The organism is Tsuneonella dongtanensis, assembly GCF_001698205.1.
GTDB lineage: Bacteria > Pseudomonadota > Alphaproteobacteria > Sphingomonadales > Sphingomonadaceae > Tsuneonella > Tsuneonella dongtanensis.
Genome location: NZ_CP016591.1, coordinates 688,383 through 710,950 on the forward strand (window position 1 = coordinate 688,383; position 22,568 = coordinate 710,950).

The window sequence follows — 22,568 nt, forward strand, 5'->3', positions numbered from 1 at the left end:
ATGGAGCGGGCGAGGCGATTCGAACGCCCGACCCTCACCTTGGCAAGGTGATGCTCTACCCCTGAGCTACGCCCGCTCACTGACGTTGGCCGGAGACGTATCGTCCCGGGCCGGGGAGGCGCGCGATTAGCAACAGGTCAGGCATGCCGCAAGCGCTAAATGGCACCCCGCGATTTCGCTTCACAATCGGCGGCAAAACCCCACATTGGCCCGGTACAACAGCGACCGAAGGGAATGGATACGTGGCCAGCATGGGGCTGAACCTCGAAGAGCAGAAGGCAGTCGACCGCTTCCGCAAGGATGTCGTCGAACCCTCGATGACAAGCCTCGTGGTGCTCGATTTCTGGGCCGAATGGTGCGGGCCGTGCAAGGCACTCACCCCGGTCCTCGAAAAGGTCTGCGGCGAATATGCCGACAGGGGCGTGGTCCTCGCCAAGATCAACGTCGACGAGGAACAGTTCATCGCCGCGCAGTTCCAGGTACGCTCGATTCCCACCGTCTATGCGATGTTTCAGGGTCAGCCGGTCGCGGACCTGACCAATGCGCGCAGCGAATCGCAGTTGAAGGCGATGCTCGACCAGCTCCTGGCCCAGTTGCCGGTCGGGGGAGCGGACGAAGGCGGGCAGGACGTCAGCGAGTTCGTGGCCATGGGCGAACAGGTCCTCGCTGACGGTGACGGAGAGCGCGCGTCGATCATCTTCGCACAGGTCATCGAAATGGCACCGGACAACGCGGCGGCGCATGCGGGGCTCATCCGCGCGCTGGTGGCCGCGGGCCGGGTCGAGGACGCACAGACTCATGTCGGCGCGCTGGAGCAGAAGATCGCGAGCGACCCCGCGGTCAAGGCAGCGATCACTGCGCTCGAACTCGCCGGCGAGAAAGTCGACGATTCGGAGCTCCAGACCCTGCGCGCCGCCGCTGCCGAACGGCCGACTGATATGGAAGCGCAGATGGCTTTCGCCGAAGCGGCCTTCGCAGCCGGGGAGCGTGACGCCGCGGCCGATACGCTGCTCGGCATGATCCGGACCGATCGGGAATGGAATGATGGCGCCGCGCGCGCGACGCTGGTCAGGATGTTCGAGGCGGTCGGGCTGGAAGATCCCTGGGCCGTCGCCACGCGCCGGAAACTCTCGACGGTACTGTTCGGGTAGCCGTGGGCACGCGTCTCTCGATCTTCCCTCTGCCGGGTGCGATCCTGTTTCCCGGACTGCACCTACCGCTGCACATCTTCGAGCCGCGCTACCGTGCGCTTGTCGGAGACGCCTTGGCGCGCGACCGGCGGATTGCGATGATCCAACCGCAATCGATGGCCGATGGCGCTCCGCTCTATACCGTCGGTTGCGTGGGCAAGATCGACGAGGTCGAGGCGCTCGACGACGGTCGCTACAACATCGTGCTTGTCGGCGAGGCGCGATTCCGCGTGCGCCGCGAGCTCGTGGTGACCACCCCCTTCCGCCAGGTCGAGGCTGACCTGCTCCTCGAGGATGAGGGGGCAGCGCTCGCCAGCGTCGAGCGCGCAGGATTCGAACAGGAAGCGCGCGCCTTCGCCGAAGCCCAGGGTTACATCGTCGACTGGGACTCGGTGGCCCGTCTCGATGATCGCACCCTGATTGACGGCGTCAGCCAGATCGCCCCTTTCGATCCGGCCGCCAAGCAGGCGCTGCTCGAGGCCGAGACGCTGTCGCAGCGCTGCGAACTGCTGATCCAGCTGATGCAGTTCTTCGGCCGGAGCGATCCCGACGAGGAACGGGTTACGCTGCAGTAGGCCTAGAGGGTAAAGCTCGCCCGCAGCCCGTCGATCACGTACTGCGCGGCCAATGCGGCCAGCAACACGCCAAGCAGGCGGGTGATCACCGCTTCGACCCGCGCGCCGAACAGCCGCATCAGCGGGCTAGCGGCGATCAATGCAAGGAGCGTCAGGAACAGCACGGCGGCGAGCGCGCCGAGTACGATGAGGGTGTTTTCCCACCCTTGCGCCTTGGCTGTCAGCAGCATCATCGAGGCGATTGCACCGGGTCCCGCGAGCATCGGCATCGCCATCGGGAACACCGAGACATCGTCCACTTCGGGCTTGCCCGCATGGTCGGCGACGACCTTTTCGGCCCGCTGCTCGCGGCGCTGGGTGCGCTTCTCGAACACCATGTCGAGCGCGATCACGAACAGCATGATGCCTCCGGCGATGCGGAAGCTGTCGAGTTCGATGTGCAGGGCGTTCAGCAGGTCCTCGCCGAAGAGAGCGAAGATCACCAGGATGACGCCCGCGATCAGGCACGCGCGCACGGCCATGCTGCGCGATTGCGCCGGGCTCGCGCCCTTGGTCAGGCCAGCATAAATCGGCGCGCACCCAGGCGGGTCGATCACCACGAAAAGGGTGATGAACGCCGAGAGGAAGAGTTCGAGCATCGCGCGCTCAGCAACTTGGCGGGGGGCTGCCGGCTGCGACCGGCGGAACCGACGACGTACGGCGGAACACTTCGGTCATCGCGCCGTCCTGCCGCGCGGTGACGACCAGCGTCCGGCGACAATCGGCGGCAAGCTCGGTGTTCCAGGCGAGCGTCCCGTCGTCCGACTGGCCCGCCTGCCATGCTTCGCCGCGGCGTGCGCGGGCCACGCGCTTGACCCGGTTGGCCATGCCGCGCGGACATTCCGCCTTGCGTCCGCTGATCATCTCGCGCGGCGCATGGCCATCTTCCAGGTCGAACCCCTGGTCGACCACCCATCGGTATCCGCCGTCGTTCTGGCGCTGCCAGATCGTAGCGAAACGGCTTGTCCGGCCCGAAGGATAGGACGCGGGACCCGTGGACAGCGCGAAGCTGCCGTCGCAGCTGACCCAAACCATGTCGGGCCCCCAGACGATCGCCTGCGCCGGATCCGCGACGCCCTTGAGCGCGGCCTGGACGTTCTCCCACGCCGGGCCCGGCCATACGGCGTCTTCGGTCGCGTACTCCCGGAACGCGGTCCAAGTACCCTTCTCTCGAGCGGCACGCGCGAAAGCGAGCTCGGCAGCGATGACGGTGCTCGGCTCGCCCCGCGGAGCGAGCGTCCTGCTCGCCGGGTCTGGGCGTGCGCCTGCGGCACATCCGGCCAGCAGAGAGGCAATGGCGAGGGAAGCGGCTGCGCGGATCATCGGGAGGCTCTAGCGACCGGCGGCCGCGATGCCAATCGCCCTCGGATCAGGACAGGATGGCGGGAACGGCGAGGCTCTCGTGACGATGCGCCGCGACCAGCGTGTTGCGCAGGAGAACCGCGATGGTCATCGGGCCCACGCCGCCGGGTACTGGGGTAATCGCGCCGGCGACAGCACTGGCCTCGTCGAACGCGACGTCGCCGACAAGCCGCCCCTTGGCCGCGCCGGGTGCCGGGTCGAGCCGGTTGATGCCCACGTCGATCACGGTCGCGCCCGGCTTGATCCAGTCGCCTCTGACCATTTCCGGACGGCCGACCGCGGCGATCACGATGTCGGCACCGCGGACCACGGAGGGCAAGTCCCTGGTGCGGCTGTGCGCGATGGTGACGGTCGCATTGGCATTGACGAGCAGCTGCGCCATCGGTCGCCCGACAAGTTGCGATCGTCCGAGGACGACCGCGGATTGGCCCGAGAGGTCGCCGAGGCGGTCCTCAAGCAGCATCATGCAGCCGAAGGGGGTGCAGGGAAACAGCCCGTCCTGCTGGTTCGCAAGGCGCGCGATATTGGTGTCGGTGAGCCCGTCGACGTCCTTGTCGGGATCGATCAGCGCGATCACCGCTTTGTCGTCGAGGTGGGCCGGAAGCGGAAGCTGGACGAGGATGCCGTCGACCGCCGGATCGGCATTGAGCTGCCGGACAACCGCTTCGAGAGCCTCCTGCGTCGTATCGGCCGGCAGCCTGTGCTCGAAGCTTTCCATGCCCGCGGCGACGGTCGCCTTGCCCTTGCTGGCGACATAGACCTGGCTCGCAGCATCGTCGCCTACGAGGACGACGGCCAGGCCGGCCTTGCGCCCCGCCTGCTTCTCGAACGCCCGGGCTGCTTCGGCCACCTTGTCGCGCAGGGCAGCGGCGAATGCCTTGCCGTCGATGATCTCCGCAGCCATCAGATCGGCCTCAGGCTTTCGAGCACGATCACCACCGCGTAGATAAGCAGCAAAAGGACCATCGGCGAGAAATCGATCGCCCCGGTATCGGGGAGGACCCTGCGGATCGGACGCAGAACCGGCTCGAACAGCCGCGCGATCGCGTCGTGGACCGCGACGAAGAACTGGTTGTCGCGTCCGATCACGTTGAAGCTGAACAGCAGCCCGATGATGAACCAGATGATGACGAGCATGTTCGCCGTGTTCGCGAGCATGATGAAGATCTGGATCAGCGCGTCCATCGAAGGTCCTCTTGCGTGCCTGCCGCCGCCTCTAGCCGAGACCGCGGTGGTGTATCAATGCCCTAATACGGCTTTCAACCCGCCCGGATGAGCGTGCCGGCGCCGCGGGCGGTGAAGAATTCGAGCAGCATCGCGTGCGGTACGCGGCCATCGAGCACCACCGCCGCTTCGCATCCCGCCTCAACCGCGTGGACGCAGGTCTCGAGCTTGGGGATCATTCCGCCGCTGATCGTGCCGTCCTGCTGGAGCCGGGCAATGTCGGCCGGGGTAAGGTCGGTCAGAAGCTCGCCCGACTTGTCGAGCACCCCGGCCACGTCGGTCAGCAGGAACAGCCGCGCCGCGCCGAGCGCCGCGGCGACCGCGCCGGCCATCGTATCCGCGTTGATGTTGTAGGTGTGGCCGTCCTCGCCAGCGCCGATCGGGGCGATCACGGGGATCATGCCTGCCGAGACCGCGGTGTCGATCAGCGTCGTGTCCACCACCGATGGCTCACCCACGAAGCCGAGGTCGATCGCCTGCTCGATGTGGCTGTCGGGATCCTTGCGGGTGCGCTCGACCTTGGTTGCGGTGACCATGCCGCCGTCCTTGCCCGAGACGCCGAGCGCCTTCCCGCCGGCCTGGGCGATCCAGCCGACCAGTTCCTTGTTGATCGCGCCCGACAGGACCATCTCCGCAACCTCTGCGGTGGCCTTGTCGGTGACGCGCAGCCCGTCGACAAAGGTGCTCTCCACGCCCAGCTTCTTGAGCATCGCGCCGATCTGCGGGCCGCCCCCGTGGACGACAACCGGGTTGATGCCGACCGCCTTCAGCAGGACGATGTCTTCGGCGAAGTCTCGCGCCGCCTCTGGGTCGCCCATCGCGTGGCCGCCGTACTTCACGACGAAGGTCCGCCCGGCATAGCGCTGCAGGTACGGCAGCGCCTCGATCAGCACTTCGGCCTTGGCGAGCATCGCCTGGGTGTCGCCGTTCATCCTTCGCATCCTTCGCAGTCCGGCACGCAGTGGCGCGCGCTTAGCCGCAAGAGACGGGCGAGGAAAGCGCTGCGGTCAGGGACGGTGAATGTTCGGGTGCGGGATCCGGTCGGAACACGGCACTCGCGCCTGCATCCTGACGCGAGACGGGCGGCGCACCCATCAGGATGCGCCGCCCGCCACGTTTCCGGTCAGAGCCGCGATCAGTTAATCGCGTGCTTGAGCTGGCTCATCTGGTCGTGCCCGGCCTTGACCGAGGTCCATGCCTCTTCGACCGCCATGCGCGCGTCGGCGGGCAGGTCCTTGTGCTTGAGCGCGGTTTCGAACTTCTCCTTGAGATAGTCCTCGCCGCTTTCGACCGAGTTCACGATCGCTTCGTCGTCGCGGCCCACCACGGCTTCCTTGAGGTTGATCCACCCGCGATGGATCGCGCCAGCGGTGGTGCCGTCGTCCTCGGGGTTGCCGCCCATCCGGGCGACCGCGGCCTGGAGCTTGCTCACCGCCGCCTGGCGCTCCTGCGCGCGGGCGTTGAACATCTCGGCGAAGCGGGCGTTCTCGGTGTCCGCGGCGGCCTTCTGATAGCCGTTCACCGAATCGATCAGCGTCGCGATGAGGGTGTTGAGCGTGGTCGTGTCGGTGACATCGGCGGTGTTGCCGGGGGTACGGTCGAGCGTGGTGTTGTCATAGGTCATGATTTTGAAATCCTTCATGAAATGGAGGTTACATGAATAGAGCGGTTGGCGCGCGTCAACGTTCCGCGACCCGCCGATGGGCACGCACGGTTCGGCTTGCGGGCGGGCGCGGCAGCCGCGATGAGGGGCGATGACCCGCCCCGCCAGGCCGCCCCGCTTCGATGCCCGCTGGCAGGACCGGCGGAGCCGCGCGCGGCGCTGGCGCAGGCGCGGCCCGATCGGCGGCATCGCCCTCCTCGCGCTGGTGCTGGGGGCGAGCCTTCTCGTCACTCGCTGGAGCGCGCGGCAGGGCCCGTGGGAGACCCTGCCCGCCCGCATTGGCGTGTGCGGCAGCGCGGCGAGCTGGCAGGCCTGCGCGATCGACGGCGACACGCTGTCCATCGCCGCGCCGGGCGGCGTACGGCGACGGGTGCGGCTGACGGGCTACGACGCGCCCGAGATCGACGGGGGCTGCCTTGCCGAAAGGCAGCTCGCCGTCCGGGCCCGGGCGGAGCTGGCCCTGTGGCTGAGCGAGCGGCCCGCCAGGGTCGACGGGGGCGCCGACCCGCCGCGCGACCGCTATGGCCGCGAACTGCGCCGGGCGCGGCGCATCGATGGGAACGGCAGGAGCGAGTGGCTGGACGATCACATGGTCGCCGCCGGGCTCGCCCGGCGCGATGGACCGGGCGTTGCGGCAGGCTGGTGCGGCGGCTGATCGGCGAGGCGAAGTTCGCAGACCTGTCACACCTGTCACACAGTCCAGGGAAGAAACTCCGGCCAGGGGCGAAAGGGTGCCGCCTTGCGCCGCGGAGGCGTGGTTTCGGGGGGTCTGCGGGTCCGGCGCCATCGGGCAGGATGGAGCAGATTTCGCGCCTGTAGGAAAACGAAACGGCCGCCCTCCCGCAAAGGAGGACGGCCGTCGTTATCCGCGAGGTCTCGTCGGATAAATCGGCGGATTATTCCTGCCCGAAGTCCGGGTCGGAATCGTCGCTCGCTCGGCGGCTGCCGAATTCGGACTGCTCGGCCTGCCGGGCGCCCTCGCTGTCGGGGGCGAAACGGCCTTGCGAGTCCTGCTCGTCGCGCTCGGACTGTTCGTACTGCCCGGGGGCCTCGCCGCCCTGGCCGCGGTCACCATAGCCGGCCGGCGCGCCGCTGTCGGTGCCGCGATCGCCCTCATCGACTTGGCCCGGCTCGCGCCGTTCCTGCTCGAACTGGGTATCGCCCACGCGGCCGCTGTCGCTGCCGGGCGCGCCATAGTCGTCGCGGTCCTCGCCGGGGTGCATCCCGCCGTTGGGATCGGGACGCGCCGCGCCCGAGTGGTCGGCGGACTGGCTCTGGCTCTGCTGGCCACTCGACTGCGACTGGCGCTGGCTGTCGTTCTGCTGGTTCATCGGATCATCCTCTCTCAACGCCCGCTTGGCGCGGGCACACGGGATGAAAGGACGGGCAGACCCAAGGTTTCCGCCCATGCGCCGGAGCGGCAGCCGCTTGCGCCAAGCGGTTGGAATAAGGTCAGAAACTTGATGGTTGTTAGGGTTCTTCGAGGGTCTCAGGCGTGGTTCTAGGGCTCTTCGATCCGTATCTTGCGCTGCCTGCAGGATCCATTTTCCTACACCGCGCTTCTTTTGCTCGATTGCGGAAATGAAAAATTGGTCAAGAACCGGCAAATGGAAGCGTGCAAAGATTGCGCGATTGATGGACCGTGACGGCCCCGACTGCTGGCTGTGTTCCCGCCCCATGCCCGATCCGCCCAAGCGCGCGAACAAGCGCCGCTCGCTCGAACACCTGACCCCACGCAGCCTCGGCGGCGACGACAGCGAGGCGAACTTGGTGGTGTGCCATCAGCACTGCAACGCACACCTCAAGGATCGTCCCCGCGAGCAGAAGGAGAAGATGCGGACGAAGTGGCATCGGGCTTTCAAAAAAGGCCCACCCCTAACCCCTCCCGCAGGCGGGAGGGGGACGTGGTTGCGCCGATTTTTCCTCTCCCGCTTGCGGGAGGGGCCGGGGGTGGGCAAGTAACCCGTTGTGCCCGAATGGAAACCCCGCAACACCCTGCGAGCCCGGACCCTGCGCCGCCAGGCCACCCCGGCGGAACGCGAGCTCTGGCGCCACCTGTCACGCGGCCAGCTCGACGCGAAGTTCAGCCGCCAGATGCCGGTCGGCCCGTTCTTCGCCGACTTTCTCTACCGCGAACTGAAACTGGTGATCGAACTCGACGGCGAGAGCCACGACCTTGCACCCGACGCCGACGCCAGCCGCGACCTTGCACCCGACGCCGACGCCAGCCGCGACCGCTGGATGGCGCGCGCGGGCTACACCGTGCTGCGCATCGCTAATGCGGAGGTGCATGACAATCCCGAAGGCGTGGCCACCGAGATCCGCGACGAGATCGAGCGATACTGCGCTGCTTCGGGAGTACGATGGATCAATCTTGTATTGCGTTTGTAGCTGACGCATTGGGCCAGGAATGGTTATTGATCTTCCGCAAAATTTCCAAATGAACGCGATCAACCGTTTCACCACTCAGGTGGTGCGCCGGGATGGCAAACCCTCGTCTGGAGAAATGACGTTTAATTTCGGAAAACTAGGCTTTATTGACGGAAGCGGATATACGGTACTAAGTAACACAATCGGTTGGTTGCTAAGTTATGGAGTGAAAGTTCAATTCATAAATTACAATCGCCCAGAAAATCATGCAATTCAATACCTTGATGATTGCGGATTTTTTGAGAAGTATATCAATCGTAAAATACGCAGTGCGGCCTCTCGTCGTGGTACCACGCTTCCGTGTACTCATGTTGAGCAGGAATATGGCTTCACATGGGTAGAGCATCAACTAAGCCCATGGTTATGCCGCACCCTATGGGTCAGGCCTAGTCAAATCTCAAGTATTAAGGCTTGCGTTAAAGAGGTTATAAATAATATTGCTGACCATTCTACTGTGGATACCGGATTTGTGCACGCTCAGCACTATCCCAACGCCCACAATCTAAAGATAACCATGTCAGACTTTGGGGCTGGCATACCTAGTACGATACGGGCGCGGTACGGCGCGATGTCGGACTTCGAGGCTATCGAGGAGGCCGTCAAGGATGGCGTCACGGCCAAAAGTAGGCCAAACAATATGGGTGCGGGTCTGAGTTATCTTGTTGACACCGTGATTGCGAACCGAGGCTCGGTGCACATTCAGTCCTTGTCTGGAAATTTGGCGTGCTTATGTGATACCAGAGGTAGGCTTAAGCAGCAGCGCGGGAGAGCCACCGGCGTGTATCCAGGTACTCTCATTGAAATTGGGCTGGATACGAGGCTCTTCGTCGGCGATGACGATGACGAACGGATTGATTTTGAATGGTGATCCATGTTCTCGACATCGTAAAGGCATGCAACACGGCGGCACAAGGCGCTGAGGTTGCGTCTGCGGTGCGTCGAGCATTAGAGAACGGCCAAAGCGTTACGTTATCGTTCGAAGGCGTAAACGAAACTCCATCTTCATTTATAAACTCGTCGATTGTTGATCTAGTCTATAACGATCCTCCGGAGGCTCTGCGTGAGCGCCTGTTGATCTCCAATATCACAGATCAAATCGCTACAATGATTACGCGTTGCCTTCGCAATGGCCGCAATGCTTCAACCGCTGTAGCGTAGCTTTATTCCGCCGCCACGCTCCCGCCAGTCGCATCCCCGAACATATCCGGCTCGCCGGCGTCCTCGACGTCGTTCGCGCCTTCGCCGCGCTTGGCTTTCTGGCGCTGGTCGAAGCTCGACCAGACGTCGTTCCAGTTGCCGCGGGTGGCCGCCTTCGAATATTCGGTGGCGCGCGTCTCGAAGAAGTTGGCGTGCTCCACGCCGTTCAGCAGCGGGGCGAGCCAGGGGAGGGGGTGGTCCTCGACCATGTAGATCGGCTGGAAGCCGAGCTGGCCCAGTCGCCAGTCGGCGATGTAGCGGATGTAGCGCTTGATCTCCTTGGCGCTCATGCCCGGGACCGGCCCCTGCTCGAACGCGAGGTCGATGAAGGCGTCTTCCAGCCGCACCGTCTTCTGGCAGGCGTCGATGATGTCTTCCTTCACCGCCTTGGTCAGGCAGCCGCGTTCCTGCACGAAGGCGTGGAACAGGCGGGTGATGCCTTCGCAGTGGAGGCTCTCGTCGCGGACCGACCAGCTGACGATCTGGCCCATGCCCTTCATCTTGTTGAAGCGCGGGAAGTTCATCAGCATCGCGAAGCTGGCGAAGAGCTGCAGTCCCTCGGTGAAGCCGCCGAACATGGCGAGCGTGCGGGCGATGTCCTCGTCGGTATCGACGCCGAATTCCTGCAGGTAATCGTGCTTGGCCTTCATCTCCTCGTACTCGAGGAACATGCCGTACTCGCTCTCGGGCATCCCGATCGTGTCGAGCAGGTGGCTGTAGGCGGCGATGTGGACCGTTTCCATGTTGCTGAACGCGGTCAGCATCATCTTGATCTCGGTCGGCTTGAACACGCGGCCGTACTTGTCGTGGTAGCAATCCTGCACCTCGACGTCGGCCTGCGTGAAGAAGCGGAATATCTGCGTGAGCAGGTTGCGCTCGTGGTCGGACAGCTTCTGCGCCCAGTCGCGGCAGTCCTCGCCCAGCGGCACTTCCTCGGGCAGCCAGTGGACCTGCTGCTGGCGCTTCCAGAACTCGTAGGCCCACGGATATTCGAAGGGCTTGTAGGTCTTGCGGGCTTCGAGCAGCGACATCGCGTAGGTCCTCTTGGGGTCTGTCAGGCGGCCTTCGCGGCCGGGTTTGCGGGGCCTTCGCAGGGCCGCCCGATATAGGAATTCAGGGCGGCGATTCGAAGGCGGTTGGTTTCATTGACGCGGGGATAACCATGTGCGGAACCGGGGGCGGATTCGCGGATTATTCCAGCAACGGTCGGACGGGTCATCGAGCCTCGCCGGTCGCATGAGGGAAAGAGCGGACGGTGTTCCGAATTTTCCCCTTTTCGCGGGGCACCGTCCCGCACCCTCGCGCCCTGCCGGCTTGCCGGCGGGGCGCACCCGTTTCGGGGGATGCGGCGCCCGGCTTCCATCACTGGCAGGCCAGGCACTCGTCGTAGTCGGTCGTCGGCAGTTCGTACTTCGCCGCCTCGGGGGTGTTGTCCGCTTCCACCCCACCGGCGAACCCGGCGCGCTGCACCGACTTCGAGCGCAGGTAGTAGAGGCTCTTGATGCCCTTCTCCCACGCCTGGAAGTGGAGCATCGCGAGGTCCCACTTGTCGACGTCGGCGGGGATGAAGAGGTTGAGGCTCTGCGCCTGGTCGATGAACGGCGTGCGGTCGGCCGCGAACTCGAGCAGCCAGCGCTGGTCGATCTCGAACGAGGTCTTGTAGACCGCCTTTTCCTCCGCGGTGAGGAAGTCGAGGTGCTGGACCGAGCCGCCCTTCTCGAGGATCGAGTTCCACACGTTGGTCGAGTTCTTCGACTTCTTCTCGAGCAGCTTTTCCAGATACGGGTTCTTCACGATGAAGCTGCCCGACAGCGTCTTGTGGGTGTAGATGTTCGCCGGGATCGGCTCGATGCAGGCGCTGGTGCCGCCGCAGATAATGCTGATCGAGGCGGTCGGCGCGATCGCCATCTTGCAGCTGAACCGCTCCATCGCGCCGGCGTCTTCGGCATCGGGGCACGCGCCGCGCTCCTGGCCGAGCACCATGCTCGCTTCCTCCGCCTTGGCGGCGATGTGCTTGAACATCTTCAGGTTCCACACCTTCGCCATCGGGCTTTCGAAGCCGATGTTCTTCATCTGCAGGAAGCTGTGGAAGCCCATCACGCCCATGCCGACGCTGCGTTCGCGCATCGCCGAGTACTTGGCCCGCGCCATCTCGTCCGGCGCGCGGTCGATGTAGTCCTGCAGCACGTTGTCGAGGAAGCGCATGACGTCCTCGATGAAGGCCTTGTCGCCTTCCCACTCGTCCCACTTTTCGAGGTTGAGCGACGACAGGCAGCAGACCGCGGTGCGATCGTTGCCGAGGTGGTCGATGCCGGTGGGCAGGGTGATCTCGGAGCACAGGTTCGAGGTCGAGACCTTGAGCCCAAGCTCGCGGTGATGCTTGGGCATCATCCGGTTCACGGTGTCGGAGAACACGATGTAGGGCTCGCCCGTCGCAAGGCGGGTCTCGACGAGCTTCTGGAACAGGCTGCGCGCGTCGACCTTGGCGCGGACCTCGCCGGTCTTGGGGCTCTTGAGCTCCCACTCCTCGCCGGCGCGGACGGCCTCCATGAAGGCGTCGCTGACGAGCACGCCGTGGTGCAGGTTCAGCGCCTTGCGGTTGAAGTCGCCCGAGGGTTTGCGGATCTCGAGGAACTCCTCGATCTCGGGGTGCGAGATGTCGAGATAGCACGCCGCCGAGCCGCGCCGGAGCGAGCCCTGGCTGATCGCGAGGGTCAGTGAATCCATCACCCGCACGAACGGGATGATCCCGCTGGTCTTGCCGTTGAGGCCGACCGGCTCGCCGATCCCGCGCACGTTGCCCCAGTAGGTGCCGATGCCCCCGCCGCGACTGGCGAGCCACACATTCTCGTTCCAGGTGCCGACGATGCCTTCGAGGCTGTCGCTCACCGAATTGAGGTAGCAGCTGATCGGCAGGCCGCGATTGGTGCCGCCGTTCGACAGCACCGGCGTCGCCGGCATGAACCACAGCTTGGAGATGTAGTCGTAGAGCCGCTGCGCGTGGTCGGCATCGTCGGCATAGGCATCGGCGACGCGCGCGAAGAGGTCCTGGTAGCTTTCGCCGGGCAGGAGATAGCGATCGGTCAGCGTATCCTTGCCGAATTCGGTGAGGAGCGCATCGCGCGACGCGTCGGTCTGCACGTCGAAGCGCCGGTCGGCGATCTTCTTGCTGTCGTCTTCGGCCGGCTTGACCGCCGCCTTGACCGCCTCGGCCATGGCCTCGGCCGCCATCCCGGCAACGAGGTCGTCGCTGCCCTTGTCCACTCGTTCCATTTTCACCGCCGCACGCTTGGGGGCGGGCGCATCGCTCGAAGCCGCCGTGTCAGCAGTCGTCTCTTCGAGCCCCATGGCCGCCTCGTTCCCAGTCCTGAATTCCATTGTCGCCCCGTCCGTTTTCCATCGCGGCCCACCCGGTTTCCCCTCCCGGTGTTCCGCATTCGTTCGATTCGGAGCCGAAGGCCCCGCCTACCATTTCCGGACACCGAGCGGGGATAAACTTTTCCCCAGATCGGTCCCCATGGTCGGGTTCGAAGGGCCCTGCGAGACGTAGTCCACTGTGCCCGGCGCATATGGTGCGTGCCGCGCGCAAAAACTAGGTCTTGTGGGTCCCCCTCGGTCTCCAACCACTATGGATAGTGAATCAACCACGACTCGCGCGCAATAGGCTCAACGCCCGATTAACCGTGTTCGGGCGCTACCACGGGCGGTGTATTAGCCTTGTGCAACGCAGCGACGCGCCGGATTTCCACGGCTCGCGCGAAGCGCAAGAGGCAATCACGCTTCTGCGAAATTTTTTTTGTCCCCGGCTTGGATTGAATCGATCGAATCCGGCGTCGCAATTTCCGAATCCCGGAACGCAACCGGCGGCGAGAATCAGGCCGCGAGGCAGGCCCCCGGATCGTCCGCAGCGGCGCGCGCCGATTCGTTCTGTCCCGGTCCCGGTGCGATCTTCGCGACGATGCACGGCGTCCGCCCGAGCTTCACGACCAGAAGATGGGAAGTCGGCGGTGCAGGATAGGGCGCTTCGGCCACTTCGAACCGCACGATCAGCGAATCGGGTTCGAAATGCCCGTTGACCGCAGACACGTCGTCGCCGCGCCACTCGGCAGTTTTCCCGAAGGAACTGAACCCGCCGCCACCGATGCGGTTGGTCGCCAGCCGATGCGCCGTGCCGGCCGGATCGACCAGGGTCATCGACTGGCGCGCATCGGAGTCGGTTATACGGAGATCGAACGGAGACGGAGTGCGGCACTCGGTTTCGATCAGCGGCATTTCCACGCGCACCTGACGGACTACCCGGCAGTTCTCGAGCGAGGAGTAGACCTGCACCCGCCCCGGCGCCGCCCGGTCGGGGGTAGCGCCTGCCGTGGGCCCTGCGGGCGTGGGCCCTGCGGGCGTGGGCCCTTCGGAAGGAAGACCGGTGGGCTTCGGCGCGGGTTCGCTTTGCGCTGGAATGCGGTCGCCGGTTTCTTCCCGGGATGAGTTCGGCGAGCAGGCAGCGAGCAGGAGGATTGGCGAAGCCGCGAGGAAAAGACGGGTCATGCCCGGTCAACCCGCCAGGCGCGCTCGGGGTCCCTTAGCCGGCAGGGCCTTGCGCAGCGCGCGCGTGCGCCGCGATGGCGTCGGCCAGTTCGTCGACCAGCTCGACCGGCAGGTCATGGCCCATGCCGGGTACGGTCTTGAGCTGGGCGCCCGGTATGTGCCGTGCGGTGTCGATGCCGGCGGGCAGCGGAACCAGCGGGTCGTCCTCGCCATGGATCACCAGCGTCGGCACGCGGACCGATTGCAGCCGTTCGCGCCGGTCGCCGTCGGCGACGATCGCGGCGAGCTGGCGCGGGAAACCTTGCGGATAGAAGCTGCGTCGGATCAGCATTCGGCTGCGTTCGCGCGCGGCGTCCGGGTCCGGCCGATATGCGGGACTGCCGATCGCATGCAGTACCTTTACCCCGTGTTCGACCAGAACGTCCTCGTCCTGCGACTTGGGGCGCCGGGTGAGCGCCGCCACGGCCTCGCGCTTTGCCGGCGGCAGCTTGCGGTGCCCGGTGGTCGACATGATCGAGGTCAAGCTGAGCAGCCGGTCGGGATGGCTGAAGGCCATGTGCTGTGCGATCATCCCGCCCATGCTCGCGCCCACGACATGCGCCCTGTCGATCCCCAGCGCGTCGAGCAGCCCGATCCCGTCCGCGGCCATGTCGGCAAGGCTATAGGGCACGCGGGGCTTGAGGCCGAAGCGCGCCGCGAGCAGCAGTCTCAGGATGCCGGGCGATTTCGCGCCGTCGAACTTGTGCGAAAGGCCGATGTCGCGGTTGTCGTAGCGGATCACCCGGTAGCCTCGCGCCACCAGCGCTTCCACCAGTTCCATTGGCCACAGCGTCATCTGCGCGCCAAGACCCATGACGAGCAGCATGGGCGGAGCGGCGGGGTCGCCGTGCTCGTCGTATTCGAGAGTTATTCCGTTGGCTTCGACTTGCGGCATCGTTCAGGATTCTCCGGCATTGCGGCGCTCGAGCGTATCGAGCCGGTTTCGTAACAGGGGACCGAACACAAGGAAAAGCGTCGTTCCGGCCAGCGCGATGCCGGCATGGACCACGAAGAATGTCGCAGCGCCCCAGGGCTCGTAAAAGCGTGCAAGCCAGCCCGAAGTGATGCCCGTGACGAACGCCGTCAGGTAGACCCCGGCCATCATCAGCGCGTTCACCTGTTCGGGCGCTCGCCGCGAGGTGAAGGACAGGATCTGCGGCCAGAAGAACATGAAGCCCGCGCCGGAAAAGAAGAACGCGAGTGCGGGCCAGATCAGCGAACTCTTGCCGTTCGCTTCGGCCTGCATCGCACCGCCCGCGAGCGAGAGCATCGCGCAGGCCATCACGACACCGCCCAGCGCGATCTTGGTGAAGTCGTGGGGTTCGTTCCCGCCACGCGCCATGGCGCGCCAGAGCCAGATCAGCACCGGCACGATCACGATCGAGGCGAGCGCATCCTCCGAGGCGAACCAGGGGACCGGGACAGCGCCCAACGCCGTCATCAGGTCGACCTGCTCCGCCACCCAGATCATCCCCACGTTGCTCATCTGGTCGTAGATCAGGCCGATGACCGTGGTCATCATCATGACGAGGACGACCAGTCCGACGATCGACCAGTCGCTGCCACGCATCGGCACTGCCGCCTCGGTGCGCTTGTGGCGCGGGGTGTCGTCGGCAAAGTGCTTCCAGCCTGCGATATAGACCGCCGCCGCCAGCAGCATGACGATCCCGGCGAGCCCGAAGCCGACATGCCAGCCGTAAACTTGCGCGAGCAGCCCGCAGACGAACGGGCCGAGTGTCGCCCCGATGTTGATGCCGGTCGAAAAGATCACGTAACCCTTGGAGCGGTTGGCTTCGTCGTCCGTGCAGTAGAGGTGCCCGACCTGTGCCGCGACGTTGCCCTTGAGCAGGCCCGAGCCGATGACGAGTGCGACGAGCGCGATGAGGAAGCTGACGTCGAACGCCATTGCGAGGTGGCCGACGGTCATGAACGCGATGCCGGTCAGCACGGTCTTGCGCGCGCCCAGCCAGCGGTCGGCGATCAGTCCGCCGAGCATCGGGGTGAAATAGACGAAGCCCGAATAGAGGCCGAAGGTCTGGCTGGCGAAAGCCTGCGTGGACAGTTCGCCGAAGACGCTCGTCACCCACGCGCGGTAGGCGTCCATTCCGGCGACCTTCTCGATCCGCCCGGGCAGCAGGATCTCCTGCACCATGTAGAGGATCAGGAGCCCGCGCATGCCGTAGAAGCTGAACCGCTCCCACGCCTCGGTCATCGCGAGATAGGCGACCCCGATCGGCTGGCCGAGAAAGGTGCGCTCCGTGGCGCTGGCGACAACAGTGGCCATGCGGCGGGTCTCCCTGAAGGGCGGCACCCCTCGCCGCAGGGTGGGAGACTAGGGCGCGTCGCTACGCTGTCAATCTGGCGTCACGGGACCAGCACCGTGTCGCGCGCGACTTCGGCGGTATCGGGATAGTCGAGCGTGTAGTGAAGGCCCCGGCTCTCGTGGCGCTTCAGCGCGCTGCGGACTATGAGGTCGGCGCACTGGTGGAGGTTGCGCAGTTCGATGAGGTCGGTGGTGACGCGGAAGCTGCCGTAGTAGTCCTCGATCTCCTGCGCGAGCAGGTCGATCCGGTGCGCCGCGCGCTCCAGCCGCTTGGTTGTGCGCACGATGCCGACGTAGTTCCACATCATCCGCCGGATCTCGGTCCAGTTCTGCTTGATGACCACCTCTTCGTCGGAATCGGTCACGCGGCTTTCGTCCCATTCGCGGATCGGCGGGGGATCGTCCATCTCGTCCCACGCAGCGAGGATGTCCTCGGCTGCCGCCTCGCCGAACACGAAACATTCGAGGAGGCTGTTCGAGGCGAGCCGGTTGGCGCCGTGGAGCCCGCTCTCGGTCACTTCGCCCGCCGCCCACAGGCCCGGCAGGTCGGTCCGTGCGTCGAGCCCGATCAGCACGCCGCCGCAGGTATAGTGCTGCGCGGGCACGACCGGGATCGGCTCTTTCGTCATGTCGATGCCGAGGCCGGTCAGCTTCTCGTCGATGTTGGGAAAGTGCCCGCGCACGAACTCCGGGTCGAGGTGGCTGATGTCGAGGTGGACGAAATCGAGGCCGTAGCGCTTGATCTGGTCGTCGTTGGCGCGGGCGACCACGTCGCGCGGAGCCAGTTCGGCGCGCGGGTCGTAGTCGGGCATGTAGCGGTGGCCGGTCTCGGGGTGCTTGAGCAGCCCGCCTTCGCCGCGCACCGCCTCGGTGATGAGGAAGTTCTTGACGTCGAGGTTGTAGAGGCAGGTCGGGTGGAATTGCATCATCTCCATGTTGGAGACGCGGGCCCCCGCGCGCCACGCCATCGCGATGCCGTCGCCCGTCGCGCCCCGGGGGGCGGTGGAGAACTGGTACACGCGCCCCGCGCCGCCGGTGGCGAGGATGGTCGCGCGGGCGACGTGGGCCTCGACCTGGCCCGTCGCCTCGTCGAGCGCGTAGACGCCCCACACGCGGCCAGAGCCGGAGAACTTTTCCCCGTGGCGCCCGGTGATGAGGTCGATGCACGCGCGGCCCGGCAGCATCGTCACGTTTGGATTGGCCTCGGCCGCCTTGAGCAGCGCCTCCTGCACCGCCCAACCGGTCGCATCGTCGACATGGACGATCCGCCGATGGCTGTGCCCGCCCTCGCGGGTAAGGTGGAGGGTATCGCGATCCTTGTTGAACGGCACCCCAAGCTCGATGAGCCGGTCGATCGCCGCGGGCGCGTTCTCGATCACGAACTCGACCGTTTCGCGGCGGTTGAGGCCAGCGCCGGCGACCATCGTATCGCGGATATGGTCCTCGAAGGTGTCGCCGGCATCGAGCACCGCGGCGATCCCCCCCTGCGCCCAGGCGGTACTGCCGCCGGTCAGGGTCCCCTTGGCGAGAACCAGCACCTTGCGCGTCTCTGCCAGCGCCAGCGCTGCGGTTAGGCCGGCCGCGCCGGAGCCGATGACGATGACGTCGTGGGTAGCGGTCATAGCCGCGTCATGCCGAGGTCGCCCGGGACCCGCAAGCGCCGGTTGACCTGCCTCCGCGGAACTCGTCGACAGCCGTACCTTCGGCACTGCGCCGCGTCCGATCCTGCCACCCGCGGAATCATCTGCGATTCGCCCATGCGGGACCACGATCCGCTCGGGACACGGCACGCGCGGAACGCTCTGTCGATTCCCAGATTTCGCGGCGCGGACCGCGATGTTAACCATCCCGGCGCAGGGGATAGGGACGGGAAGGGTCGCAACAGACATGAAAATCGCACACCTCGCGTGCGCGTTCGGTCGGCACAGTGTCGACATGGGCGCGGTGCGGCGCATTCACGGCGGATCGGTCAGCCGTTGCCGCCATTGCGCCACGCCGATGGAGGAAAGCATGCCGCACCACTGGACGGTGCAGTACGTGCGCGACGCGGGGCTGGCCGACCGCCTGCTGCGCTAATTTCCGGTTTCGCTTGGCGTGGGCCTGTCGCCGGCCTAGCGGCTGGCGATGCAGGCAATCGCCCTTGTACTGGTATTGCTCTTCGCCCTGTGGATCGCGGGCGCGGGTGTGTTCGCGCTCGCCCGCCCTGCCGCCGCGCGCTCGGCGATCGGTCGATTCGCCAGTAGCCACAGGGTCAACCTGATCGAGCAGGCGGGCCGCGGCATCGCCGGGGCCGCGCTCAACGTGCGTGCTCCCGCGGCTTGGACGCCGGACCTGTTCACCGTCGCCGGCTGGGCGATCGTGGTCACCTCAGTGCTGCTCGCGGTCCTCCCGCTCCGCTGGCATGCCGCCTATGCGCAGTGGTGGTCGCGTAATCTGCCCTTCTGGGCGGTGCGGTTGGCGGGAGTGGCCGCGCTGGCCCTTGCGGGGGGGCTTGCGCGCGCCGCGATCGGCTAGCCGCGCGAGACCACGAGGCGATAGCCCGCGTCGATGCTGTCGCGTCCGAGCAGATGGCCATAGCGCGCCTTCCAGGTTCCGTCCGCAAGGTCGGCTTTCAGTCGCTCGAGACCCTCCTCGACCCGTTCGATCAGCCAGAACGAAGAGATCGCCTTGCGCACCAGGGGATCGAGATAGGCCTCCGGGCGCCGCCAGTAGGCGTAGAGGAACCCGTCGGTGCAGTCGTGCGGAACAGGCAGGGGGCTAATCTCGACTGCGCCGAGCCTCTCGACGTATTCTTCCATGGTCGGCATGAACTGCCGATCGAGTTCGGCCATCTCCGGGAAGTAGTCGAGCACCCACTGCACGCCGGCAAGTGGATCGAACGTGCAAAGAACGATCGTGCCACGGGAAACACGGCGCAGTTCGGCAAATCCCGCAGCACGGTCGGTCCAGTGATGGACGGTCATGACGCCCATCACCGCGTCGAAGCTGTCGTCTTCGAAAGGCAGCGCCTCGGCCACTCCCTGCACGCACGGCGCGGCGCCTGCCGGTCGCTGCGCGATCATCTCGGCGGAGGGTTCGAGCGCGGTGACCTCGCGGTCCGACGGTTCGTAACTCCCCGCCCCGGCACCGACGTTTAGCACTTTGCGCGCGTCCCCCAGCGCGGTCTCGATCGCCGCCGCGATGCGCGGGTCGGGCCGCCGAAGGTTCGCATAATCGAGCCCGATCGTGTCGTAGAGCGGCGCGTTCATTCGGTGCTGGTCAGCTGGACGAACACGTCTTCGAGGTCCGCCTCGCGCGTGGTCACGTCCTCGATCACGAAGCCCTGCTCCTGCACCAGGCCGAGTACTTGGCCCGCGGTGATCTTGTCCTTGTCGTAGGTGATCTCGACGGTCCGGTCGCCTTTCTTCGCGCTCTTCTTGAAGGCGGCGTGCGCGGGCGGGCCGGCAAGATCGCGGTCGACGGTGATCTCCACCACCTTCTCACCCATCATCCCGACGAGTTCGCGGGTCGGCTTGTTGGCGATCAGTTCACCGTGGTTGATGATCGCGATCCGGTCGCAGAGCTGTTCGGCTTCTTCGAGGTAGTGGGTGGTCAGCACCACCGTCACGCCCTCACGGTTGAGGCGGGTGACGAGCTCCCATAGCTGGCGGCGCAGCTCGACGTCGACGCCCGCGGTCGGCTCGTCGAGCACGAGGATCGGCGGGGCATGCACCATCGCTTTGGCGACCAGCAGCCGCCGCTTCATCCCGCCGGAGAGCGTGCGCGCATAGGCATCGCGCTTGTCCGCCAGGCGCACCGCGTCGAGCAGTTCTTCGGACCTCCGCTCGCCCTTCGGCACACCATAGAACCCGGCCTGGTTCTCCAGCACCTCGAACGGAGTGAAGAACGGGTCGAAGACGATCTCCTGCGGCACGATACCGATCGAGCGCTTGGCGTTGCGCGGATGGACGTCGATGTCGAAGCCCCAGATTTCCGCACTTCCGCTGGTCTTCATGACCAGCCCGGCAAGGATGTTGATGAGCGTGGACTTGCCGGCGCCGTTGGGGCCGAGCAGGCCGAAGATCTCGCCCTGCGGAACGTCGAAGCTGACGCCCTTCAGTGCGAGCTTGCCCTCGCTGCCTTTCTCGCCGGCATAGCGCTTCACGAGGTTGTCGATGCGGATAGCGGGGGGCGTGGTCATGCGGGCCAAGTAGAGGCGTTGCGTGGAGCCCGCAACATCGGTATCCGCGCCGCTCATGAGCATACCGCCGCCCGAAGTCAGCAAGGTCACGACCACCCGCGTCTGGTGCGATGGCGCCACCGACATCCGCAGCGGCGAGAACTATCGCCCGGCCGCGCTCGGCCACCCCAAGGTCTGGCTCGAGATCGACGAGCACGGCTACGTCGATTGCGGCTACTGCGACCGGCGCTTCGTGCTCGAGGGCGGCCCGGCCGACGGCGTGGACCAAGCCACCCTCAGGGACATCTCTTCGGGCGCCAGCTAGCTTTCGCGCGGTGAAGCGCCCATATCGGCGCCATGACCGCCGATCCGCACGCGCTGCTCTACGCTTCCGGCCAGCTTTCGCCCGACGAGGCGAAGGCGCTCGCCGCCGAAACCCTCGCCCGGTGCGAGGATGGGGAGCTCTACCTCCAGTTCCTTGCGACCGAGGCGTTCCTGTTCGACGACGGGCGGCTCAAGACCTGCGACTATTCGCGCGATTCGGGCTTCGGCCTGCGCGGCGTGTCGGGCGAGATGACCGGCTTCGCCCACGCGAGCGAGATCAGCGCCGCCGCCATCCGCCGCGCCGGTGAGACCCTGCGCCTGCTCGATCCGGCGCGGAACCCGCTGGCCGCGCCGCCGCCGCGGTCGAACCGGCATCTTTACACCGAAGCCAGCCCGCTCGACGCGGTGCCGCTGGAAAAGAAGATCCGCCTGCTCGAGGAGATCGACGCGGCCGCTCGTGCGCGCGATCCGCGGATCGTGCAGGCCACCGCGAGCCTTTCGGGCAGCTGGTCGGCGATCGAGATCGTGCGTCCGGACGGCTTCGTCGCGCGCGATGTCCGGCCGCTGGTGCGGCTCAACGTTTCTGTCGTCGCTGAGGCGAACGGGCGGCGCGAGACCGGCAGTTTCGGTTTCGGCGGGCGCTACCTTTACGACGACCTGTTCGACGTGACGAAATGGACCCGCGCAGTGAACGAGGCTGTCGACCAGGCGCTGACCAACCTCGAAAGCGTTCCGGCCCCGGCCGGCGAGATGACCGTGCTGCTCGGGCCCGGCTGGCCCGGCGTGTTGCTGCACGAGGCCGTCGGCCACGGGCTGGAGGGCGATTTCAACCGGAAGGGCACCAGCGCCTTTTCCGGTCGCATCGGCACCCGCGTCGCGGCGCCCGGGGTGACGGTGGTCGATGACGGAGCCATCGCGAACCGCCGCGGCTCGCTGTCGATCGACGACGAGGGGACACCGACGCAGGAAAACGTGCTCATCGAAGACGGTATCCTCAAGGGATACATGCAGGATCGCATGAACGCCCGGCTGATGGGCGTCGCGCCGACCGGCAACGGGCGCCGCGAAAACTACGCCCACGCACCGATGCCGCGGATGACCAACACTTTCATGCGCGGAGGCAAGGACGATCCGGGCGAACTGCTGTCTCGCGTAAAGAAGGGCATCTTCGCCAAGAGCTTCGGCGGCGGGCAGGTCGATATCGTCAATGGCAATTTCACCTTCTCGTGCACCGAGGCCTATCTCGTCGAGGACGGCAAGCTCGGCGCACCGATCAAGGGCGCGACGCTAATCGGCAACGGCCCCACCGCGCTGACCAAGGTGATCGGCATCGGCAACGACATGGCGCTCGACGAAGGCGTGGGCATGTGCGGCAAAGGCGGCCAGTCCGTCCCGGCCGGGGTCGGCCAGCCGACCCTGCTCGTCTCGGGCCTGACCGTCGGCGGCACGGCCTGATCCACAAAGTCAGCGTGCGTTCAGCGCATTCGTGGTAGATAGCGTG

At 65.9% G+C, this 22,568-nt stretch carries 26 protein-coding genes and 1 tRNA gene; 11 read left to right on the top strand and 16 right to left on the bottom strand.

What is annotated here, in order from left to right; all coding sequences use genetic code 11:
- Position 1: 1 nt before the first annotated feature.
- Positions 2–76, bottom strand: a tRNA-Gly gene (locus A6F68_RS03375).
- 175 nt (positions 77–251) lie between these two features.
- On the opposite strand from A6F68_RS03375, the gene A6F68_RS03380 reads away from it, so the two are divergent.
- Together A6F68_RS03380 and A6F68_RS03385 are read left to right on the top strand one after the other, a co-directional pair.
- Positions 252–1,151 (top strand): tetratricopeptide repeat protein, encoded by a 900-nt coding sequence (locus A6F68_RS03380; protein ID WP_067681983.1) that lies wholly within the window; start codon positions 252–254, stop codon positions 1,149–1,151.
- A 2-nt stretch (positions 1,152–1,153) separates the two neighbouring features.
- A complete protein-coding gene (locus tag A6F68_RS03385) occupies positions 1,154–1,765 on the top strand; it encodes an LON peptidase substrate-binding domain-containing protein (protein ID WP_067676327.1) in 612 nt (203 codons plus the stop codon).
- Positions 1,766–1,767: 2 nt separating this feature from the next.
- Here the strand turns inward: A6F68_RS03385 and A6F68_RS03390 are convergent, their stop codons facing one another.
- From A6F68_RS03390 to A6F68_RS03415, 6 genes are all read right to left on the bottom strand, one after another.
- Complete coding sequence (locus tag A6F68_RS03390) at positions 1,768–2,403, bottom strand: MarC family protein (RefSeq protein ID WP_067676329.1); 636 nt, start codon at positions 2,401–2,403, stop codon at positions 1,768–1,770.
- Between the two features lie 7 nt (positions 2,404–2,410).
- Positions 2,411–3,127, bottom strand: a complete 717-nt coding sequence (locus A6F68_RS03395; RefSeq protein ID WP_067676331.1) for a Cif family virulence factor — start codon at positions 3,125–3,127, stop codon at positions 2,411–2,413.
- A gap of 46 nt (positions 3,128–3,173) precedes the next feature.
- Positions 3,174–4,070, bottom strand: coding sequence for a bifunctional methylenetetrahydrofolate dehydrogenase/methenyltetrahydrofolate cyclohydrolase FolD (gene folD / locus A6F68_RS03400; RefSeq protein ID WP_067676334.1), 897 nt, complete (start codon positions 4,068–4,070; stop codon positions 3,174–3,176).
- On the bottom strand, positions 4,070–4,351 hold the full coding sequence (locus tag A6F68_RS03405) for a YggT family protein (RefSeq protein ID WP_067676337.1): 282 nt from the start codon (positions 4,349–4,351) through the stop codon (positions 4,070–4,072). Before A6F68_RS03405 ends, folD begins: the two co-directional genes overlap by 1 nt.
- Before the next feature lie 74 nt (positions 4,352–4,425).
- Entirely contained in the window at positions 4,426–5,322 is an 897-nt protein-coding gene (argB, locus tag A6F68_RS03410; protein WP_067676340.1) for an acetylglutamate kinase, read from the bottom strand.
- A gap of 203 nt (positions 5,323–5,525) precedes the next feature.
- Complete coding sequence (locus A6F68_RS03415; RefSeq protein WP_232308189.1) at positions 5,526–6,032, bottom strand: PA2169 family four-helix-bundle protein; 507 nt, start codon at positions 6,030–6,032, stop codon at positions 5,526–5,528.
- A gap of 112 nt (positions 6,033–6,144) precedes the next feature.
- Here A6F68_RS03415 and A6F68_RS03420 point away from each other — a divergent pair, with 112 nt between their 5' ends.
- Positions 6,145–6,708 carry a thermonuclease family protein gene (locus tag A6F68_RS03420; protein WP_067676344.1) on the top strand — a complete coding sequence of 188 codons (564 nt, stop codon included), beginning with the start codon at positions 6,145–6,147 and terminating at the stop codon, positions 6,706–6,708.
- A 241-nt stretch (positions 6,709–6,949) separates the two neighbouring features.
- Here the strand turns inward: A6F68_RS03420 and A6F68_RS03425 are convergent, their stop codons facing one another.
- Positions 6,950–7,384, bottom strand: coding sequence for a hypothetical protein (locus tag A6F68_RS03425; protein WP_067676347.1), 435 nt, complete (start codon positions 7,382–7,384; stop codon positions 6,950–6,952).
- Positions 7,385–7,730: 346 nt separating this feature from the next.
- Between A6F68_RS03425 and A6F68_RS15445 the strand changes: the two genes are divergently transcribed.
- From A6F68_RS15445 to A6F68_RS15450, 4 genes are read left to right on the top strand one after another with little or no spacing between them, the layout of a single operon-like run.
- Positions 7,731–8,015 (top strand): HNH endonuclease domain-containing protein, encoded by a 285-nt coding sequence (locus A6F68_RS15445; RefSeq protein WP_418368998.1) that lies wholly within the window; start codon positions 7,731–7,733, stop codon positions 8,013–8,015.
- A 6-nt stretch (positions 8,016–8,021) separates the two neighbouring features.
- Positions 8,022–8,444 (top strand): endonuclease domain-containing protein, encoded by a 423-nt coding sequence (locus A6F68_RS03435; RefSeq protein WP_067676352.1) that lies wholly within the window; start codon positions 8,022–8,024, stop codon positions 8,442–8,444.
- A 19-nt stretch (positions 8,445–8,463) separates the two neighbouring features.
- Positions 8,464–9,351, top strand: coding sequence for a hypothetical protein (locus tag A6F68_RS14935; RefSeq protein WP_157096629.1), 888 nt, complete (start codon positions 8,464–8,466; stop codon positions 9,349–9,351).
- Positions 9,345–9,641: an STAS-like domain-containing protein gene (locus tag A6F68_RS15450; RefSeq protein WP_074428267.1), complete on the top strand. Its 297-nt coding sequence runs from the start codon at positions 9,345–9,347 to the stop codon at positions 9,639–9,641. Before A6F68_RS14935 ends, A6F68_RS15450 begins: the two co-directional genes overlap by 7 nt.
- Positions 9,642–9,643: 2 nt before the next feature.
- Here the strand turns inward: A6F68_RS15450 and A6F68_RS03445 are convergent, their stop codons facing one another.
- The 6 genes from A6F68_RS03445 to nadB form a co-directional block, all read right to left on the bottom strand.
- The gene (locus tag A6F68_RS03445) at positions 9,644–10,711 is read right to left on the bottom strand and encodes a ribonucleotide-diphosphate reductase subunit beta (RefSeq protein ID WP_067676359.1); all 1,068 of its coding nucleotides are present in this window, start codon (positions 10,709–10,711) and stop codon (positions 9,644–9,646) included.
- A 331-nt stretch (positions 10,712–11,042) separates the two neighbouring features.
- The gene (locus A6F68_RS03450) at positions 11,043–13,058 is read right to left on the bottom strand and encodes a ribonucleoside-diphosphate reductase subunit alpha (RefSeq protein WP_067676361.1); all 2,016 of its coding nucleotides are present in this window, start codon (positions 13,056–13,058) and stop codon (positions 11,043–11,045) included.
- A gap of 495 nt (positions 13,059–13,553) precedes the next feature.
- Positions 13,554–14,222 (bottom strand): hypothetical protein, encoded by a 669-nt coding sequence (locus A6F68_RS14940; RefSeq protein WP_157096630.1) that lies wholly within the window; start codon positions 14,220–14,222, stop codon positions 13,554–13,556.
- Positions 14,223–14,256: 34 nt separating this feature from the next.
- Positions 14,257–15,156 carry an alpha/beta fold hydrolase gene (locus tag A6F68_RS03460; RefSeq protein WP_067676367.1) on the bottom strand — a complete coding sequence of 300 codons (900 nt, stop codon included), beginning with the start codon at positions 15,154–15,156 and terminating at the stop codon, positions 14,257–14,259.
- A 3-nt stretch (positions 15,157–15,159) separates the two neighbouring features.
- Positions 15,160–16,545, bottom strand: a complete 1,386-nt coding sequence (locus A6F68_RS03465) for a peptide MFS transporter (RefSeq protein WP_067676369.1) — start codon at positions 16,543–16,545, stop codon at positions 15,160–15,162.
- An 80-nt stretch (positions 16,546–16,625) separates the two neighbouring features.
- On the bottom strand, positions 16,626–18,206 hold the full coding sequence (gene nadB, locus A6F68_RS03470) for an L-aspartate oxidase (RefSeq protein ID WP_067676372.1): 1,581 nt from the start codon (positions 18,204–18,206) through the stop codon (positions 16,626–16,628).
- 265 nt (positions 18,207–18,471) lie between these two features.
- On the opposite strand from nadB, the gene A6F68_RS03475 reads away from it, so the two are divergent.
- Both A6F68_RS03475 and A6F68_RS03480 read left to right on the top strand, forming a co-directional pair.
- Positions 18,472–18,660, top strand: coding sequence for a hypothetical protein (locus tag A6F68_RS03475; protein WP_157096631.1), 189 nt, complete (start codon positions 18,472–18,474; stop codon positions 18,658–18,660).
- A 48-nt stretch (positions 18,661–18,708) separates the two neighbouring features.
- Complete coding sequence (locus A6F68_RS03480) at positions 18,709–19,098, top strand: hypothetical protein (RefSeq protein ID WP_067676376.1); 390 nt, start codon at positions 18,709–18,711, stop codon at positions 19,096–19,098.
- On the opposite strand, the gene A6F68_RS03485 is transcribed toward A6F68_RS03480, so the two are convergent.
- Positions 19,095–19,832: a class I SAM-dependent methyltransferase gene (locus A6F68_RS03485; RefSeq protein WP_067676379.1), complete on the bottom strand. Its 738-nt coding sequence runs from the start codon at positions 19,830–19,832 to the stop codon at positions 19,095–19,097. The two genes, A6F68_RS03480 and A6F68_RS03485, sit on opposite strands and share 4 nt — an antisense overlap.
- On the bottom strand, positions 19,829–20,764 hold the full coding sequence (locus tag A6F68_RS03490; RefSeq protein WP_067681985.1) for an ABC transporter ATP-binding protein: 936 nt from the start codon (positions 20,762–20,764) through the stop codon (positions 19,829–19,831). The genes A6F68_RS03485 and A6F68_RS03490 overlap by 4 nt, the downstream gene beginning before the upstream one ends.
- Before the next feature lie 55 nt (positions 20,765–20,819).
- On the opposite strand from A6F68_RS03490, the gene A6F68_RS03495 reads away from it, so the two are divergent.
- Both A6F68_RS03495 and tldD read left to right on the top strand, forming a co-directional pair.
- Complete coding sequence (locus A6F68_RS03495; RefSeq protein WP_067676382.1) at positions 20,820–21,068, top strand: zinc-finger domain-containing protein; 249 nt, start codon at positions 20,820–20,822, stop codon at positions 21,066–21,068.
- Between the two features lie 32 nt (positions 21,069–21,100).
- Positions 21,101–22,522, top strand: coding sequence for a metalloprotease TldD (tldD, locus tag A6F68_RS03500; RefSeq protein WP_067676385.1), 1,422 nt, complete (start codon positions 21,101–21,103; stop codon positions 22,520–22,522).
- The last annotated feature ends 46 nt before the right edge of the window (positions 22,523–22,568 follow it).

Bases quoted from the DNA above. Each gene is read 5' to 3' on its own strand.
- A6F68_RS03380 (WP_067681983.1), top strand. From the start codon at position 252: ATGGGGCTGAACCTCGAAGAGCAGAAGGCAGTCGACCGCTTCCGCAAG.
- A6F68_RS03390 (WP_067676329.1), bottom strand. From the start codon at position 2,403: ATGCTCGAACTCTTCCTCTCGGCGTTCATCACCCTTTTCGTGGTGATC.
- A6F68_RS03395 (WP_067676331.1), bottom strand. From the start codon at position 3,127: ATGATCCGCGCAGCCGCTTCCCTCGCCATTGCCTCTCTGCTGGCCGGA.
- folD (WP_067676334.1), bottom strand. From the start codon at position 4,070: ATGGCTGCGGAGATCATCGACGGCAAGGCATTCGCCGCTGCCCTGCGC.
- A6F68_RS03405 (WP_067676337.1), bottom strand. From the start codon at position 4,351: ATGGACGCGCTGATCCAGATCTTCATCATGCTCGCGAACACGGCGAAC.
- argB (WP_067676340.1), bottom strand. From the start codon at position 5,322: ATGAACGGCGACACCCAGGCGATGCTCGCCAAGGCCGAAGTGCTGATC.
- A6F68_RS03415 (WP_232308189.1), bottom strand. From the start codon at position 6,032: ATGAAGGATTTCAAAATCATGACCTATGACAACACCACGCTCGACCGT.
- A6F68_RS03420 (WP_067676344.1), top strand. From the start codon at position 6,145: ATGACCCGCCCCGCCAGGCCGCCCCGCTTCGATGCCCGCTGGCAGGAC.
- A6F68_RS03425 (WP_067676347.1), bottom strand. From the start codon at position 7,384: ATGAACCAGCAGAACGACAGCCAGCGCCAGTCGCAGTCGAGTGGCCAG.
- A6F68_RS15445 (WP_418368998.1), top strand. From the start codon at position 7,731: ATGCCCGATCCGCCCAAGCGCGCGAACAAGCGCCGCTCGCTCGAACAC.
- A6F68_RS14935 (WP_157096629.1), top strand. From the start codon at position 8,464: ATGGTTATTGATCTTCCGCAAAATTTCCAAATGAACGCGATCAACCGT.
- A6F68_RS15450 (WP_074428267.1), top strand. From the start codon at position 9,345: ATGGTGATCCATGTTCTCGACATCGTAAAGGCATGCAACACGGCGGCA.
- A6F68_RS03445 (WP_067676359.1), bottom strand. From the start codon at position 10,711: ATGTCGCTGCTCGAAGCCCGCAAGACCTACAAGCCCTTCGAATATCCG.
- A6F68_RS03450 (WP_067676361.1), bottom strand. From the start codon at position 13,058: ATGGAATTCAGGACTGGGAACGAGGCGGCCATGGGGCTCGAAGAGACG.
- A6F68_RS14940 (WP_157096630.1), bottom strand. From the start codon at position 14,222: ATGACCCGTCTTTTCCTCGCGGCTTCGCCAATCCTCCTGCTCGCTGCC.
- A6F68_RS03460 (WP_067676367.1), bottom strand. From the start codon at position 15,156: ATGCCGCAAGTCGAAGCCAACGGAATAACTCTCGAATACGACGAGCAC.
- A6F68_RS03465 (WP_067676369.1), bottom strand. From the start codon at position 16,545: ATGGCCACTGTTGTCGCCAGCGCCACGGAGCGCACCTTTCTCGGCCAG.
- nadB (WP_067676372.1), bottom strand. From the start codon at position 18,206: ATGACCGCTACCCACGACGTCATCGTCATCGGCTCCGGCGCGGCCGGC.
- A6F68_RS03475 (WP_157096631.1), top strand. From the start codon at position 18,472: ATGAAAATCGCACACCTCGCGTGCGCGTTCGGTCGGCACAGTGTCGAC.
- A6F68_RS03480 (WP_067676376.1), top strand. From the start codon at position 18,709: ATGCAGGCAATCGCCCTTGTACTGGTATTGCTCTTCGCCCTGTGGATC.
- A6F68_RS03485 (WP_067676379.1), bottom strand. From the start codon at position 19,832: ATGAACGCGCCGCTCTACGACACGATCGGGCTCGATTATGCGAACCTT.
- A6F68_RS03490 (WP_067681985.1), bottom strand. From the start codon at position 20,764: ATGACCACGCCCCCCGCTATCCGCATCGACAACCTCGTGAAGCGCTAT.
- A6F68_RS03495 (WP_067676382.1), top strand. From the start codon at position 20,820: ATGAGCATACCGCCGCCCGAAGTCAGCAAGGTCACGACCACCCGCGTC.
- tldD (WP_067676385.1), top strand. From the start codon at position 21,101: ATGACCGCCGATCCGCACGCGCTGCTCTACGCTTCCGGCCAGCTTTCG.